The organism is Leisingera sp. M523, from assembly GCF_025141335.1.
Lineage (GTDB): Bacteria > Pseudomonadota > Alphaproteobacteria > Rhodobacterales > Rhodobacteraceae > Leisingera.
The window spans coordinates 1662508-1677235 of the sequence record NZ_CP081036.1; the positions used below are offsets into that span (position 1 = coordinate 1662508).

The window sequence follows — 14728 nt, forward strand, 5'->3', positions numbered from 1 at the left end:
CTGGGGCGCGTGCCTCCGGCGGGAGTATTTTTGCAAAGGTGAAGGGGAGTTAGATCGGCAAGTATTGCACAGTATCGCCTATCCTGCGCGCGCCGTCCTTGGGCGGGCGGACCAGCAGGGCGTTGGCCTCAGCCAGAATGGTGAGCAGGGAGCTGTCCTGGTTGTCAAACGCTTGCAGCTGGCCGTTTTGCACATTTGCGCGCATGTAATGCTCGCGCGGGCCATTGGCCGTCAGGGGGGCGCAAAGGGCGGCCGTCAGCAGCTGTTCCTGCGCCGGTGCAGGCAACCCCAGCATGGATCGCACCATCGGGGCCAGAAACACGTGGCCGCAGACCATGGCCGATACTGGGTTGCCGGGCAGGCCAACCATAGCAGCGCCATTCATCCGGCCGGCCATCAGCGGTTTGCCGGGGCGCATCGCAACCTTGTAGAAACTGCGCTCCATCCCAAGATCCTGCGCCACCTTGCCGACCAGATCATGATCGCCAACCGAGGCGCCGCCGATGGTGACAACCAGATCAGCGCCCTCGGCCAGTTCAAAGGCTGTGCGCAGCGAGCTTTCGGTGTCACGGGCGATGGGCAGGATGCGGGCACGGGCGCCAATGTCTTCGAGCATCGCTTTGAGGCCAAAGGTGTTGGAGGCGATGATCTGGTCCGGTCCAGGGGTGCCGCCGGGCATCACCAATTCGTCGCCAGTGGAGATCAGGGCAATCTCCGGGCGGCGGGTGACGGGTATCGCGGGGATGTTCATAGCGGCCAGCAAGGCAATGTCAGCCGGTGTCAGGCGCTTGGGGGCCGTGACGGTCTGGCCATCGGTGAAATCGCCGCCGCGGGGACGGATATTGTGGTTGCTGCCGGGGGCGCCGGTGATGGTGATAAGGTCCCTGTTGCGGGTTGTATCTTCTTGTATAACAACGAAACTTGCGCCTTCAGGCACCGGTGCACCGGTAAAGATACGCACGGCCTGGCCCGCGCCGGCGCGGCCCTGAAATGCGTGACCGGCGGCGGCTTCGCCGATCACCTTGAACATGGCGTGCAGTTCGACTTCCGCGGCGTTCACAGCGTAACCGTCCATTGCGGAGGCGGAGAACGGCGGCTGATCACGGCGCGCTTGCAGATCGGCCGCCAGCACCCGGCCTGCAGCCTGCGCCAGCGGAACCTGTTCGGTTTCAAGCTGTTGAACAAGCGATAAAAGATGCGCGCGGGCTTCGCTGACCGGGATCATTTACACCTCGTACTTACCTGATTTTCCGCCATCTTTCAGCGTCACACGGATGCCGCCGATCTGCATCGCCTTGTCCACGGCCTTGGCCATATCATAGACGGTGAGCGCGGCAGTGGAGACGGCGGTGAGCGCCTCCATCTCAACCCCGGTCTGGCCGGTGGTCTTGACCGTCGCCTCAACCCGCACGCCGGGCAGGTCCGGGTCCAGCGTCAGCTCTACCGCAACCTTGGTGACCGGCAGCGGATGGCAGAGCGGGATCAGATCCGGCGTCTTCTTGGCGCCCATGATGCCGGCCAGGCGGGCCACGGACAGAACATCGCCCTTCTTGGCACGGCCTTCGGCAATGATATCAAAGGTTTCCCGGGCCATGGTAATGTGGCCCTCAGCGGTGGCGATGCGCGAAGTTACCGCCTTATCCGAGACATCAACCATATGGGCGTCGCCCTTGGTGTCGAAATGGGTGAGGCTCATTGCGGTCCTCCTTTACATCATACCCGGCATCAAGGGATTGGCGAGCAGCGCACGGGTGGCACCGGCGACATCGTCCTGCCGCATCAGGCTTTCGCCGATCAGGAAAGTGCGCGCACCATAACGGGCCATGTCGCTGAGGTCCTCAGGCGTGGACAGCCCGCTTTCGCAAACGATGGTGCGGTCGGCTGGCACCATGCGCGACAGTTCCCGGGTGGTGTCCAGTGTGGTCTCAAACGTCTTGAGGTTGCGGTTATTGATGCCCATCAGCGGCGATTTCAGGTTGCAGGCGCGCTCCAGCTCGTCGGCGTCATGCACTTCCAGGAGCACATCCATACCCCAGTCAAAGGCGCCTTGCTCCAGTTCCTGCGCTTGCGCGTCCGAGACCGAGGCGAGGATGATCAGGATGCAGTCCGCCCCAAGTGCGCGGGCCTCGGCCACCTGATAGGTGTCGTACATGAAATCCTTGCGCAGCGCGGGCAGCGAACAGGCCGCGCGGGCCTGGGTCAGGAACTCCTTGGCGCCCTGGAAGCTGGGGGTGTCGGTCAGGACGGACAGGCAGGTCGCGCCGCCGTCCTCATAAGCCTTGGCCAGTTCGGCGGGTTCAAAATCAGGGCGGATCAGGCCCTTGGAGGGGCTGGCCTTCTTGATCTCGGCAATCAGACCGTAGCCGCTGCGGTTGGCCTGCATCAGGCTGTCGGCAAAGCCGCGCACCGGGGAGGCTTCGCGCGCCTCGGCCTCGACCGCCTCCAGCGGTTTGGCGGCCTTGTCTGCGGCGACTTCCTCAAGCTTGTAGGCCTTGATCTTGTCGAGCACGTTTTTGGTCATGCCAGTTTCACTCATGCCTGGGCCTCCGTTCCTGCGTTCCAGTCTATGGCAGTTTCACCGCGGGCGGCGAGCCAATTGTTTACTTGTGAAAAGGGCCGGGACCCGAAGAAGCCGCGCCGCGCCGACAAGGGCGAGGGATGGGCGGTTTTCAGGATCAGGTGATCGCCCGGTTTGATATGTTTTTCAAGCTTTTGTGCAGCATTTCCCCAGAGAATGTACGCGGTCGGGCGCGCGGAGGTCAGTTCCAGCACCTGATGCACCAGATGGTGCCAGCCAAGGTGCTTGTGACCGTTTGCCTCGCCTGCGGGAACTGACAGGGCTGTGTTCAGCAGCAGCACGCCTTGACGCGCCCAGCCGCGCAGGTCTGCATTCGGGCGGGTGACACCAAGATCATCCTCCAATTCCTTGTAGATATTGGACAATGAGCGGGGAAAGGGGCGGACGTCCGGCTCTGCTGAGAAGGCGAGCCCATGGGCGTGGCCCGGCGTCGGATAGGGATCCTGCCCCAAGATCACAACGCGGGTGTTTTCCGGCTGGGTCAGCTCCAGCGCAGCGAACCGCTGGTGCGCGGGCGGCAGGATGGTCCGGGGATCTTCAGAAATTGCGGCTGAGATCCCGGGCCATTGGTTGGTGAAAAAGGGAAGACTGGACCAGGCGCCCAGCCCCGGCGGAAGATCGGTCATGCGGCTGAGGTGATCCGCGCCAGTGCCTCGACCTTTGACTTGGCCGCGCCGCTGTCGATGGACTCGGCCGCGCGCGCGACACCTTCCTTGAGGTCGGCAGCCTTACCCGCGACAACCAGCGCAGCGGCGGCGTTCAGCAGCACCGCATCCCGGTAGGCAGAGGGCGTGCCTTGCAGCAACACCCGGAAGGCCATTGCGTTTTCTTCAGGGCTGCCGCCGATAATCTTGTCAAAACCGTGCACCGGCAGGCCTGCGTCCTCGGGGTGGAGTTCGGCATCGCGGATGCTGCCGTCTTCCTCCAAAGCGGAGACCCAGCTGACGCCGGTAATTGTCAGCTCATCCGTGCCGTCAGAACCGTGCACCAGCCAGGCGCGCTCGGACCCCAGGGCTTTCAGCGTTTCCGCCATCGGCCGGATCATCGCGCGGCTGAAGGCGCCGGTCAGCTGGCGTTTCACGCCGGCCGGGTTGGTCAGCGGGCCAAGGATGTTAAAGATAGTGCGGGTGCCAAGCTCGGACCGGGTGGGCATGACATGCGCCACCGCCGGGTGATGCATAGGCGCCATCATGAATCCGATACCGGCCTCATTTATTGCCTTTTCAACCACTTGCGGGCCAACCATCACGTTAATGCCCATCTGGGACTGCATGTCCGCAGTACCGGATTTGGAGCTGAGGTTGCGGTTGCCGTGTTTGGCAACCACCACGCCTGCGCCGGCCGCCACAAAGGCAGTGGCGGTGGAGATGTTCAGAGTGTTCTTGCCGTCACCGCCGGTGCCGACGATGTCCATGGCACCTGCCGGAGCTTTCACCGGATTGCATTTCGAGCGCATCACGGCGGCGGCAGCTGCGTATTCATCCACGCTTTCGCCGCGGGTACGCATCGCCATCAGCAAGCCGCCGATCTGGCTGGGTGTGGCTTCACCCTCAAACAGCAAGGTGAAAGCGGTTTCAGCCTCATCGCGGGTCAGCGACCGTTCCGCCGCGGCGCCGATAAGCGGTTTCAGGCGGTCGCTCATGCGGGCACCTGCATCACGTCGAGAAAGTTTTTCAGCAGTGCGTGGCCGTGCTCAGACGCAATCGATTCCGGGTGGAACTGCACACCGTGGATCGGTAGGTCTTTATGCCGCAGGCCCATGATAGTGCCGTCTTCCAGTTCAGCGGTGATTTCCAGGCAATCCGGCAGGCTGTCGCGCTCAACCACCAGAGAATGGTAGCGGGTTGCGTCAAAAGGCGTCGGCAAGCCTTTGAAAACACCGGTATCCTTGTGGTGCATCTTACCCATCTTTCCGTGCACGATCTCGTGGCAGCGGATCACCTTACCGCCAAACACCTGGCCGATGGTCTGGTGGCCGAGGCAGACACCCAGCAAGGGGGTGCCGGTTTCGGCTGCGGCTTCGGTCAGCGCCAGGCAGATGCCGGCCTGATCCGGGGCGCAGGGACCGGGCGACAGCAGAATGCCTGAGGGCTTCATCGCCATGGCTTCCTGCACGTTGATGGCGTCGTTGCGGCGGACTTCCATTTCCGCGCCCAGCTCACCCAGATAATGGACGAGGTTGTAGGTAAAGGAATCGTAGTTGTCTATCAGCAGCAGCATCGTAGCGGGCTCTTTTAAGGGTGGCGGGCCGGGGCCGCGCCGCAGTATAGTGGTCGAAACATACATGTTCAGGGATACGGGGCAGCGTCAAGGGCAGGATAGGCGAATGCCGGAGTGAACAGAAACAGGGTTCGCTCAGGCACGCTGGTAAGGCGCGGCACCGAAAACGGATTGAGAGGCAAAACAGGCATGCGTGGATTTCTGGGCGGCGTGAGTGTCGGGGCATTGCTGGCCGCGGGCGGGCTGGCGATGCTGTCTTTGTCGGTGCCCTTGCCGGACAGCGGTGTCGATACCGCAGCGGTGCCGGCACCTGCCGCGCATGATCCTGGCGATGCACCGCAAATGCCAAACGGCGGCACGGACGCCACGGACGCCGCCGGAGCGCCCGCCAGCAGCCAGGGACGTGATGCAGATCTTGTTGAGGCACAGCCGACGGCGCCGGCCGAAACCGGTGGCAGCGATGACCTGAACGCGCTTGCAGGGGCGGATACCGCGCCGGCCGGCAAACCTGAGGTCGGGCAGTCAGCGGCGCTAATCGCTTCCGGCGATCCGGAAACAGCGGCAGCACCCGGTTTGGCTAAGGGGCCAGATGCGCCTCTGCCGCAGGCCGTTCAGCCGGCGGTGCCGCAGGCCCCGGGCGCTGAGGCTGCCGTAATAGCCGCCACCGAGCCAGCACCGGAACCCGCGCCCGAGGCGCCCGACAATGCACAAGAGGATACAGCTGAGGCTGCGCAGCCTGAGGCCAAGGCGGTTCCGGTTGAGACACCGCAGTCCGCTGCTGTTCTGGCGCCGGATATCGGCAGCGCGCCGCAGGCAATCACGCTGCCGGTAATCGGTGCGGCACCGGTTCTGCCAGAGGCTGGCGGCGACAGCGGTGAGAGTATTTCTGACAGCGAAACTGTTCCGGAATCTGCGGTTGCAGGGCAAGAGGCATTGGCACCAAGCATCGGCACACCTGTTGTTCCGCTGACTGACCGGGACAAGCCGCAGGACGCCGGGTTTACCACTGCGGGGGTATCCGGCCAGCCGCCGTTTACCGCCTATGCCGAACCTTTTGACAATCCGGAAGACCGGCCGCTGATGTCGATTGTACTGATCGACGACGAGGGGGCGGTCGGGGCCGAAGCGCTGGCGGAATTCCCCTATCCGTTGAGTTTTGCCATTGATCCGGAAGACCCGCAGGCTGCATCCAAGATGGCCGCGCGCAGGGCGGCGGGGTTCGAAGTTCTGTTGCTGGCGGATCTGCCGCGATCTGCCTCGCCGCAGGACGCGGAGACCGCGCTGGAGGTTTGGCGCGGCAAACTGCCGGAAGCCATGGCGATCCTCGAAGGGATCGGGACCGGGGTGCAGGGCAACCGGGCGCTGGCGGATCAGGTTGCAGCAGTTGCGGCCTCGGCCGGCTACGGGCTGGTGACCCAGGACAGCGGGTTGAACACGGTGCAGAAACTGGCGTTGCGCGACGGCGTGCCGGCCGGTGTTGTGTTCCGCGACTTTGACGGCGCCGGTCAAAACCCGCGGTCGATCCGGCGGTTTCTGGATCAGGCGGCGTTCCGGGCCGGGCAGGAAGGCGCGGTGATCATGCTGGGACGGTTGCGCCCGGATACGATTTCAGCGCTGCTGATCTGGGGCCTGCAGGACCGGGCTGCCCGGATTGCGCTGGCGCCGGTCTCGGCCAGTTTGGAAGCGAACCTGCCGGCTAAGTGAAAACGGCGCCCAAGGCGGGTGCCGTGCCTTCGGCGAGGGTAATTTGAACCAGAAAGAAGCCGCAGCGCAGTCCTGCACTGCAAGTCCTAGCGGTTGCCGTTGCCGGTAAAACGGGCAGCGTCCGCTGCCGCGCGGCGGATGGCATTGGATTTATGGACGGTCTCCATGTACTCCGCCTCTGGGTCGCTGTCATAGACCACGCCGCCGCCGGCCTGGATATAGAGGGTCTGATCCTTGACGATGGCGGTACGCAGCGCGATGCACATATCCATGTCGCCGCCTGCCGAGAAATAGCCGACACCGCCGCCGTAGACGCCGCGTTTTTCCGGCTCCAGCTCGTCAATGATTTCCATCGCCCGAACCTTGGGGGCGCCGGAGACGGTGCCTGCGGGCATCCCGGCAAAGAAGGCGTCGAGCGCATCCTTGTCCTCAGCCAGCTCACCCACGACGTTTGAGACGATGTGCATCACGTGGCTGTAACGCTCGATGATGAATTTCTCGGTCGGACGCACGGTGCCGATTTTGGCGACCCGGCCGGTGTCATTGCGGCCCAGATCCAGCAGCATCAGATGCTCGGCCAGTTCTTTTTTGTCGGCCAGCAGGTCTGCTTCCAGCGCCTTGTCTTCTTCAGGTGTGGCGCCGCGGGGGCGGGTGCCTGCGATCGGGCGGATGGTGACCTCTTGTCCAAACACGCGGACCAGGATTTCCGGGCTGGCGCCCACCACCTGAAAGCCGCCGAAGTTGAAGTAGAACATGAACGGCGACGGGTTGGTGCGGCGCAGGCTGCGGTAGAGCGCGAAAGGCGGCTGGCGGAAGGCTTGCGTCCAGCGCTGTGCCGGCACCACCTGGAAGATGTCACCTGCACGGATGTAGTCCTTGGCCTTTTCCACCGCGGCCATGTATCCCTCTTTGGTGAAATTGCTGACCGGCGGCGCGACCTCATCCGCGTCACCCAGATCGCGGCTTTCGGCAGGCATGGCACGTTCCAGATCGCGCACCGCGTCCATCACCCGCTCGGCGGCTTGGGCATAGGCGGCCTTGGCGGTCTGGCCGTCGCTGGACCAGACCGGCGACACCACGGTGACCTCGCCCTTGACCCCGTCCAGGACGGCAATCACCGAGGGGCGCAGCATCAGCGCGTCGGGCAGGCCGAGCGGGTCGGGGTTCACATCCGGCAGGTGCTCAACCAGGCGGATCATGTCATAGCCAAGGTAGCCGAACAGGCCGGCCGCAGCCTGCGGCAGATCGTCTGGCAGGTCGATCCTGCTTTCGGCAATCAACGCCCGCAGGTTGTCCATCGGGTTGCCGTCCTGCGGGGTGAAGTCATCCGCATCAAACCGGGCCGAACGGTTGAGGCTGGACTGCTCCCCATGGCAGCGCCAGACCAGATCCGGTTTCATGCCGATGATCGAATAGCGCCCGCGCACCTCGCCGCCGGTGACGGATTCCAGCATGAAGGCATCCTTTTGGGCGCCGGTCAGCTTGAGCATCAGCGACACCGGCGTGTCGAGGTCGGCGGCAAGGCGGGTATAGACGACCTGGTTCTTACCGGCCTCATACGCCGTGGAGAATGTGTCGAAATCGGGGGTCAGAGCCATGGGTGCTTGCCTTGATTACTGGAAGTTTGCCTGCGCTGCATTCAGCGCCTGCTGGTCGACACGGGGTTCGGCGCGGGCCTGAACGTCCTGCACATAGGCCTGGAACAGCTCTTGTGCCAACGCCTGGTCCAGCTGCGCCTGCAAAGCCTGGGTGAGCAGGGTCATGTCTTCGCTGGCTTCCGGCGGCAGGATACCGTCAAGGCGGACGGCCACGGCTGACTCCGCATCCTGCACCAGGCGGAAGTTTCCGACCTCCATTTCGAACACCTGGGTGACCAGGTCCGCCGGTACTGTGTCGATGTAGGCGGTGCGGGTCAGGCCGGTCTCGGTTTTGACCTCTGCGCCTTCGGCAAAGCTGCCAGCGGTTTCAGCCTGGGCCAGCAGCGCCTCGCCCTGCTCACGCAGCGCGGTGGTCAGGCGGTCGGCCTGCCATGCGGCGAGGACCTTGTCCTTGGCATCGGCAAAGGGTTCCGGACGTTCCGGCAGAACCTCGTCCAGGCGCAGGGCGAACAGGCTGCCATCGTCCAAAAAGTCCACAGCCGGGAAGTCCTCGGCGGTGACGGCGGCTGCGGCGGTGCGGAAGCCTTCGTAAGCGGCGATGCCATCGCTGGTATTGTCTGTCCAATGGATCTGAACCAGTTCCAGCCCGCTTTCGGTTGCCAGCTCTTCGAGCGTAGCACCACCGGCTAGAAGGTCGTCGATGTCTTCGGCCTGGGCCTCTACCAGACGGCGGGTGCGGTCTGAGGCAAGTTCCTCGCGCAGCTCCGGCGTCGCCTGTTCAAAGGTGGTGATCTGTGCCTCCAAGCGGCCATTCACACGGTACAGTGCCGGGCCAAGATCCGAGGGCAGGGGGCCGGCCACATCGCCGACCTGGGCGGCAAACACATCGGTGCCCGCGGCGCCGAGAGCGCCCATAGTCACGTCGCCCATGTCAATGTCCTGCAGGGTCAGGCCGCGGGCATCAACCAGGCTTTCGAACGTCGCACCGCCGGTTTCCAACTGTGCCTTGGCGCTGGCAGCTGCATCGCCGTCAGCAAACACCAGGCGTTCCACCAGACGGCGCTCGGGCACTTGGTACTGGCTGGAGCGGTCATTGAACAGCTGGAGCAGGGCGGCCTCGTCAATCTCCACTTCATCCAGCAGCATCGAGGGGCGCAGCGCGACGTAGGTGATCACCTTGGTTTCCGGCAGCATGAACTGGTCCTGTGCGGCCTCGTAGAAGGCTTGCAGTTCGGCATCCGCAGGAACCTGGGCGGTCAGCGCGATGTCAGCGGCATTGATCTGCACATAGGAAAAGCTGCGGCGCGCGCCGATGAAACCGGTCAGGGTTTCGGTCAGGATCCCCGGCATTTCAGTGCCGGACAGAACCGCGTTCTGGACGATGGTGCGGGCGGCTTCGCGGCGCAGATCGTCCTCAAATTCCTTCTCCGACAGGCCTGCGTTGCGAAGGGCAAAACTATAGGCTTCGCGGTCGAAGGCACCGTTCACGCCCTGGAAGGCATCAATGGCGCCCAGCTCTTCGATCAGGTTTTCGTCACCGATCGACAGGCCCAGGCCCTTCGCCTCGTGATCGAGCGCTGCCAGCGAGATCAGGCGGCCAAGAACCACCCGGTCCAGACCAAAGGCGCTGAGCTGCGCCATGGAGACGGCCTGGCCGGTTTGCGCCTGCAGGCCGCGCTGCTCGCGCTGCAATTCGCGCACATAGGTGCCGATGCTGACTTCCTCGTCGCCGACACTGGCAACCGAGGAGGCGGAGCTGGTGAAATTCACCGCGCCAAATCCGGCAAGGCCGACGATCAGCATCCCCATCAGGATCCAGACAAAGGTTTTGGATAGCTTTTTCATGCCTGCGGCCATGATGCCCTCTTTATTGTTCTGCCGTGCAAGGGGTCGCCTTGCAGCGGGAAATGCCGCTGACTGAATACGCGGCTGCCCGCAGAGGGGCAAGATGGTTGCGGATCAAACTGCTGCGTGATCAGGGATTAAAGGCGGCCAGCCGGTCAAACAGCGTCCGGATGCCTGTCCGGTCCACATTGGCAAAGGCGATGCGGAACTGGCGCGCGCCATCCGGGTCGCCCGCCGGCATGAACATGGAGCCCGGCAGCATAAGAACAGAAGCCTCTGACACCAGCCGTTTGGCGACCTCCCCGGACGGCAGGCCGAACGGGTGCGCGACATAGGCAAAATAGGCGCCGCAACCGAGCAGCTTCCAGCCCTTGGCGGCCAGAACCGGAAATCCGTCTTCGATTGCTGCGCGGCGGTCGAGGATTTCCTGCCGCTCTCCGGCCAGCCAGTCCTGCAGGTTTTCAATCCCCCACAGGGCGCCGGCCTGGCCGAGCTGCGAGGGGCAGATGGTGACGGTGTCCAGAAACTTCTCCATTTCGAACATCTTATCCGGCGAAGCAGCAACAGCGCCGACCCGGTGGCCGGTCAGCCGGTAAGCCTTGGAGAAGGAATAGAGGTGGATCAGGGTCCGGTCCCAGCCGTCCTGCTGGAACAGCCCTTGCGGGGCGCCTTCGCGGCTGTCAAAATCGCGGTAGGTTTCGTCCACGATCAGGGCAATGCCCCTGGCGCGGGCCAGATCAAAGAAAGCCTGCACCAGCCCGGAAGGGTACTCCACGCCGCAGGGATTGTTCGGAGTGACCAGCACAATGGCGCGGGTGCGTGGGCTGATCAGCGCCTCAGCCGCGGCAAGCTCTGGCAGCATTCCGTCGCCAACCGGGAGCGGCACGGTGGTGACGCCGGCCATGTCCAGCCACATCTTGTGATTGAAGTACCAAGGCACGGGGATGATCACCTCATCCCCCTCGCCGCAGAGCGCGGCAATCGCAGCGGCAAAGGCCTGGTTGCAGCCGGAAGTGATGCCAACCTGCTCTGCCCGCACGTCTGCCTGGTAGTGGCCGGAGATCTGCCGCGCCAGCGCCCGGCGCAACGGGTCATTGCCCAGGACGGGCCCGTACAGATGCGCCTCAACGTCATTGAGCGCAGCATCCGCGAGTGCCTGGCGCAGACCTTGGGGCGGCGCTTCTGCCGGCGCGGCCTGGCTGACATTCAGCAGCGGGCGCTCTGGCGGGAATTCAACCCCGGCCACCCAGCGGCGCGATTCGACGATGGGCGAGACAAAGGTGGCTTGGGTGCGGGGAAGGGGCATGTGAGGCTCCGGGCGGCAGCAGATAATGTCAGGTGCGCCGGACCGGGCGCCGGCACATGTCTGGCACGGCGGCATGGACAGCTCAAGCGGTAACGGCTGGTGCCGCCATGGCCAAAGAAAAAGGCGCGCTGTAACGCGCGCCTTTAAACTCTTTCTGTCCGGGCGGGATCAATCCTTGCCGCGGTAGGGCTCCACATATTGCAGCGCCATGTCCCAGGGGAAGAAAATCCAGGTGTCCTGGCTGACTTCGGTGATGAAAGTGTCCACCATCGGCCGCCCTTTGGGCTTGGCATAGACGGTGGCAAAATGCGCCTTGGGGTACAGCTGGCGCACCAGGTCCAGAGTTTTGCCGCTGTCGACCAGATCGTCGATGATCAGGATCCCTTCGCCATCGCCCATCAGACCGGCATCCGGGGCTTTCAGCACTTCGGCCTCACCCTGGGATTGATGATGGTAGGACCGCACCGAGATTGTATCGACGGTGCGGATGTCCAGCTCGCGGCTGACAATCATCGCCGGCGCCATGCCGCCGCGGGTGATCGCCACGACTGCGCGCCATGCGCCTTCATCAGGGCCTTGTCCATCCAGCCGCCAGGCCAGGGCGCGGCTGTCGCGGTGGATCTGGTCCCAGCTGATGTGAAAGCCTTTTTCGTGCGGCAGACGATCGGTCATGTTATTTGCTCCCCGCAAAGTCGCGTCAGCTTGCCGGAGCCCGGACAGCGGTCCGGGCGTCCATGTTTTCAGTTACTTGGAGATGTCCGGCGCATCCACCGCCTTCATGCCCACCACGTGATAGCCGGCATCCACATGCAGGTTCTCGCCGGTCACGCCCGAGCTGAGGTCGGACAGAAGGTAAAGCGCGGATTTGCCGACGTCATCAGTGGTCACGTTGCGGCGCAGCGGTGAATTGTACTCGTTCCACTTCATAATGTAGCGGAAATCACCGATGCCCGAGGCGGCCAGGGTCTTGATCGGGCCGGCCGAGATCGCGTTGACGCGGATGCCGTCCTTGCCCAGATCCTCAGCCAGGTATTTGACCGAAGCCTCCAGCGCCGCCTTGGCCACACCCATCACATTATAGTGCGGCATCACCTGCTCGGCACCGTAATAGGTCAAGGTCAGCAGCGAGCCGCCCTCGCTCATCATCTTCTCAGCACGGTTTGCCACCGCGGTGAACGAGAATACCGAGATGTCCATGGTCATCTGGAAATTGCTGCGGCTGGTGTCGACATAGCGGCCGCGCAGCTCGTTCTTGTCGGAAAAGCCGATGGCGTGGACAACAAAGTCCAGCTTGCCCCATTTGGCCTCAAGCCCGGCGAACAAGGCGTCAATGGACGCTTCGTCCGAGACGTCGCACGGCAGCACGATATCGCTGCCCAGCTGCGCCGCCAGCGGGGCGACCCGCTTTTTCAGTGCGTCGCCCTGATATGAAAAGGCAAGCTCGGCGCCGGCATCGGCGCAGGCCTTGGCAATCCCCCAAGCGATGGATTTGTCATTGGCCAGGCCCATGATGAGGCCGCGCTTGCCGGCCATCAGGTGATTAGACATGCAGGTTCTCCGCCTGTGATCTGTGAATTAGAGGGTGTTTAGTATGCCGCGCGGGCCGCTTCAAGGGTGCACGCCCTTGTCGCGGCGCCGGAAGCTGCATAGGTTGCTGCCAAATCCGCAAAGAGGTGCCCGATGACCGACCGTACAGGTATTTTTGCAGGTGACGATCCGTTTGCCATCGCCCGGTCCTGGCTGGGAGAGGCGGAACAGGCCGAACCCAACGATCCCAACGCCATTGCCCTCGCCACGGTGGATGAGACCGGGTTGCCGAACAGCCGCATGGTTCTGCTTAAGGAAATCGAAGACGGCGCCTTTGTGTTCTACACCAATTACGAGAGCGCCAAGGCGCAGGAGCTGGATCAGGCCGGCAAGGCTGCCTTTGTGGTGCATTGGAAATCGTTGCGCCGCCAGATCCGGGTGCGCGGCACGATCACCCGCGAAGACGGGCCGCAGGCGGATGAATACTACAAGTCCCGCTCGCTCAAAAGCCGGCTGGGGGCCTGGGCCTCAAAGCAATCACAGCCGCTGGACAGCCGCGGCACGCTGATGGCCGAGGTGGCAAAGGTAACCGCCATGAAGGGTCCGAACCCGGACCGTCCGCCGTTCTGGGGCGGTTTCCGCCTGGTGCCGGTTGAGATAGAATTTTGGGCAGATGGCGCATTCCGGCTGCATGACCGGTTTCGCTGGCGCCGCAAGAATGCAGCTGCAGAATGGGAAATCCTGCGGCTTAATCCATGAGCGGAAATGGCAAAGGCTTACCTAGGGTCAAGAGTAATTTCATGACAATTTCTAGACTTTTTAGCTTGAAATCCAAGGTCAGAATCGCGCATCAGGGCACCATCAAAATAAAAAAAACGCGGTAGGGAAAAGTACGTGGCAGAAGATCTGAGCAGCTTGCAGCAAATCCAGGGGCTGGTGAAGTGGTTCGATCCCGCCAAAGGATACGGATTTGTCGTATCTGACGAGGGCGGCGCGGACATTCTGCTCCACGTGAATGTATTGCGTAATTTCGGCCAAAGCTCTGTCGCGGACGGCGCCAGGATCGAGATTGTCACCCATCAGACCGACCGCGGTGTCCAGGCCGTTGAAGTGATCTCCATTCAGCCGCCCGAACGTGATGATACTCCGGTGCTAAGCGATTTTGCCGAACTGGACATGACCAGCCTGCAGAACGAACCGTTGGAGCCTGCCCGGGTCAAATGGTTCGACAAGGGCAAAGGGTTCGGCTTTGCCAATGTCTTTGGCCGCGGCGAGGATATTTTCCTGCATGTCGAAGTGCTGCGGCAGTCCGGGCTGGCGGATCTGCAGCCGGGGGAAGCTTTGGCAATGCGGGTGATCGACGGCAAACGCGGCCGCATGGCGGTAGAAGTGCTGGCCTGGGAGGCTGCAATGCTTCCCGGCGACGAGGACTGAGATTGTGATGCGGCGCCTGCTTCACTGGAGCTTGGGCGCCTGCATGGCATTTGCCGCCGGCACCGCGCTGGCGTCTGACTGCCAGCTTGCACAGGCCGATCTTCGCGGCGACTGGGGGCAGGCGGGATTTACCGTTGAAATTGCCGCTACAGAGGCGGAGAGGGCCCAAGGGCTGATGTTCCGCGAAGACCTGCCGCGCGGGGCAGGGATGCTGTTTGTCTATGACAGCCCGCAGCCTGCGGCGTTCTGGATGAAGAATACTCTGATCCCGCTCGATATTATTTTTCTGAATGAACACGGGCTGGTGACCTCGGTTCACGAGAACGCCGTGCCTGGCGATCTGACCCCGATTCCGGGGGGTGACGCTGTCTTTGCAGTGCTGGAAATCAACGGCGGGCTTGCCCGCAAATACGGTATCGCGGCAGGCTCGCAGATGCGCCATGAAATTTTTTCCCTCAGCGGTGCAGTTTGGCCCTGTTAGGGGTTTCCAAATCAGTTTGGCAGAGATAGGAAGGC

General features: G+C 63.1%; 15 protein-coding genes. 4 read left to right on the top strand and 11 right to left on the bottom strand.

The genetic code is table 11. The annotated features are described in order from the left end of the window. Positions 1 to 49: 49 nt before the first annotated feature. Genes glp through K3557_RS08295 form a run of 6 tightly spaced genes read right to left on the bottom strand, consistent with a single transcriptional unit; the run spans position 50 to position 4798 of the window. Positions 50 to 1225, bottom strand: coding sequence for a gephyrin-like molybdotransferase Glp (glp, locus tag K3557_RS08270; protein WP_259999044.1), 1176 nt, complete (start codon positions 1223 to 1225; stop codon positions 50 to 52). Next, entirely contained in the window at positions 1226 to 1696 is a 471-nt protein-coding gene (gene moaC, locus K3557_RS08275; protein WP_259999046.1) for a cyclic pyranopterin monophosphate synthase MoaC, read from the bottom strand. It lies immediately after the preceding gene. A gap of 12 nt (positions 1697 to 1708) precedes the next feature. After that, positions 1709 to 2521 (bottom strand): indole-3-glycerol phosphate synthase TrpC, encoded by an 813-nt coding sequence (trpC, locus tag K3557_RS08280; RefSeq protein WP_259999579.1) that lies wholly within the window; start codon positions 2519 to 2521, stop codon positions 1709 to 1711. 11 nt (positions 2522 to 2532) lie between these two features. Next, positions 2533 to 3204, bottom strand: coding sequence for a uracil-DNA glycosylase (locus tag K3557_RS08285; protein WP_259999048.1), 672 nt, complete (start codon positions 3202 to 3204; stop codon positions 2533 to 2535). Beyond that, on the bottom strand, positions 3201 to 4220 hold the full coding sequence (gene trpD / locus K3557_RS08290) for an anthranilate phosphoribosyltransferase (RefSeq protein ID WP_259999050.1): 1020 nt from the start codon (positions 4218 to 4220) through the stop codon (positions 3201 to 3203). Before trpD ends, K3557_RS08285 begins: the two co-directional genes overlap by 4 nt. Beyond that, on the bottom strand, positions 4217 to 4798 hold the full coding sequence (locus K3557_RS08295) for an aminodeoxychorismate/anthranilate synthase component II (RefSeq protein ID WP_259999052.1): 582 nt from the start codon (positions 4796 to 4798) through the stop codon (positions 4217 to 4219). Before K3557_RS08295 ends, trpD begins: the two co-directional genes overlap by 4 nt. 189 nt (positions 4799 to 4987) lie before the next feature. On the opposite strand from K3557_RS08295, the gene K3557_RS08300 reads away from it, so the two are divergent. Beyond that, positions 4988 to 6502, top strand: a complete 1515-nt coding sequence (locus K3557_RS08300; protein WP_259999054.1) for a polysaccharide deacteylase family 2 protein — start codon at positions 4988 to 4990, stop codon at positions 6500 to 6502. Positions 6503 to 6588: 86 nt separating this feature from the next. Here K3557_RS08300 and trpE read toward each other — a convergent pair whose 3' ends face one another. The 5 genes from trpE to fabI all read right to left on the bottom strand — a co-directional run bounded on the left by trpE (position 6589) and on the right by fabI (position 12799). Then, positions 6589 to 8100: an anthranilate synthase component I gene (gene trpE, locus K3557_RS08305; protein WP_259999056.1), complete on the bottom strand. Its 1512-nt coding sequence runs from the start codon at positions 8098 to 8100 to the stop codon at positions 6589 to 6591. 15 nt (positions 8101 to 8115) lie between these two features. Further along, positions 8116 to 9957: a SurA N-terminal domain-containing protein gene (locus K3557_RS08310; protein WP_259999058.1), complete on the bottom strand. Its 1842-nt coding sequence runs from the start codon at positions 9955 to 9957 to the stop codon at positions 8116 to 8118. Between the two features lie 118 nt (positions 9958 to 10075). Next, on the bottom strand, positions 10076 to 11251 hold the full coding sequence (locus K3557_RS08315) for an aminotransferase (RefSeq protein WP_259999059.1): 1176 nt from the start codon (positions 11249 to 11251) through the stop codon (positions 10076 to 10078). A 168-nt stretch (positions 11252 to 11419) separates the two neighbouring features. Beyond that, positions 11420 to 11923, bottom strand: a complete 504-nt coding sequence (gene gpt, locus K3557_RS08320) for a xanthine phosphoribosyltransferase (RefSeq protein WP_259992104.1) — start codon at positions 11921 to 11923, stop codon at positions 11420 to 11422. 72 nt (positions 11924 to 11995) lie between these two features. Then, a complete protein-coding gene (gene fabI / locus K3557_RS08325) occupies positions 11996 to 12799 on the bottom strand; it encodes an enoyl-ACP reductase FabI (protein ID WP_129370933.1) in 804 nt (267 codons plus the stop codon). Positions 12800 to 12931: 132 nt separating this feature from the next. On the opposite strand from fabI, the gene pdxH reads away from it, so the two are divergent. From pdxH to K3557_RS08340, 3 genes are all read left to right on the top strand, one after another. Continuing rightward, the gene (gene pdxH / locus K3557_RS08330; protein WP_237454514.1) at positions 12932 to 13537 is read left to right on the top strand and encodes a pyridoxamine 5'-phosphate oxidase; all 606 of its coding nucleotides are present in this window, start codon (positions 12932 to 12934) and stop codon (positions 13535 to 13537) included. 135 nt (positions 13538 to 13672) lie between these two features. Beyond that, entirely contained in the window at positions 13673 to 14212 is a 540-nt protein-coding gene (locus K3557_RS08335; protein ID WP_259992109.1) for a cold-shock protein, read from the top strand. Between the two features lie 7 nt (positions 14213 to 14219). Continuing rightward, positions 14220 to 14693 carry a DUF192 domain-containing protein gene (locus K3557_RS08340; protein WP_409201206.1) on the top strand — a complete coding sequence of 158 codons (474 nt, stop codon included), beginning with the start codon at positions 14220 to 14222 and terminating at the stop codon, positions 14691 to 14693. Positions 14694 to 14728 lie beyond the last annotated feature (35 nt).

Bases quoted from the DNA above. Each gene is read 5' to 3' on its own strand.
- glp (WP_259999044.1), bottom strand. From the start codon at position 1,225: ATGATCCCGGTCAGCGAAGCCCGCGCGCATCTTTTATCGCTTGTTCAA.
- moaC (WP_259999046.1), bottom strand. From the start codon at position 1,696: ATGAGCCTCACCCATTTCGACACCAAGGGCGACGCCCATATGGTTGAT.
- trpC (WP_259999579.1), bottom strand. From the start codon at position 2,521: ATGACCAAAAACGTGCTCGACAAGATCAAGGCCTACAAGCTTGAGGAA.
- K3557_RS08285 (WP_259999048.1), bottom strand. From the start codon at position 3,204: ATGACCGATCTTCCGCCGGGGCTGGGCGCCTGGTCCAGTCTTCCCTTT.
- trpD (WP_259999050.1), bottom strand. From the start codon at position 4,220: ATGAGCGACCGCCTGAAACCGCTTATCGGCGCCGCGGCGGAACGGTCG.
- K3557_RS08295 (WP_259999052.1), bottom strand. From the start codon at position 4,798: ATGCTGCTGCTGATAGACAACTACGATTCCTTTACCTACAACCTCGTC.
- K3557_RS08300 (WP_259999054.1), top strand. From the start codon at position 4,988: ATGCGTGGATTTCTGGGCGGCGTGAGTGTCGGGGCATTGCTGGCCGCG.
- trpE (WP_259999056.1), bottom strand. From the start codon at position 8,100: ATGGCTCTGACCCCCGATTTCGACACATTCTCCACGGCGTATGAGGCC.
- K3557_RS08310 (WP_259999058.1), bottom strand. From the start codon at position 9,957: ATGGCCGCAGGCATGAAAAAGCTATCCAAAACCTTTGTCTGGATCCTG.
- K3557_RS08315 (WP_259999059.1), bottom strand. From the start codon at position 11,251: ATGCCCCTTCCCCGCACCCAAGCCACCTTTGTCTCGCCCATCGTCGAA.
- gpt (WP_259992104.1), bottom strand. From the start codon at position 11,923: ATGACCGATCGTCTGCCGCACGAAAAAGGCTTTCACATCAGCTGGGAC.
- fabI (WP_129370933.1), bottom strand. From the start codon at position 12,799: ATGTCTAATCACCTGATGGCCGGCAAGCGCGGCCTCATCATGGGCCTG.
- pdxH (WP_237454514.1), top strand. From the start codon at position 12,932: ATGACCGACCGTACAGGTATTTTTGCAGGTGACGATCCGTTTGCCATC.
- K3557_RS08340 (WP_409201206.1), top strand. From the start codon at position 14,220: ATGCGGCGCCTGCTTCACTGGAGCTTGGGCGCCTGCATGGCATTTGCC.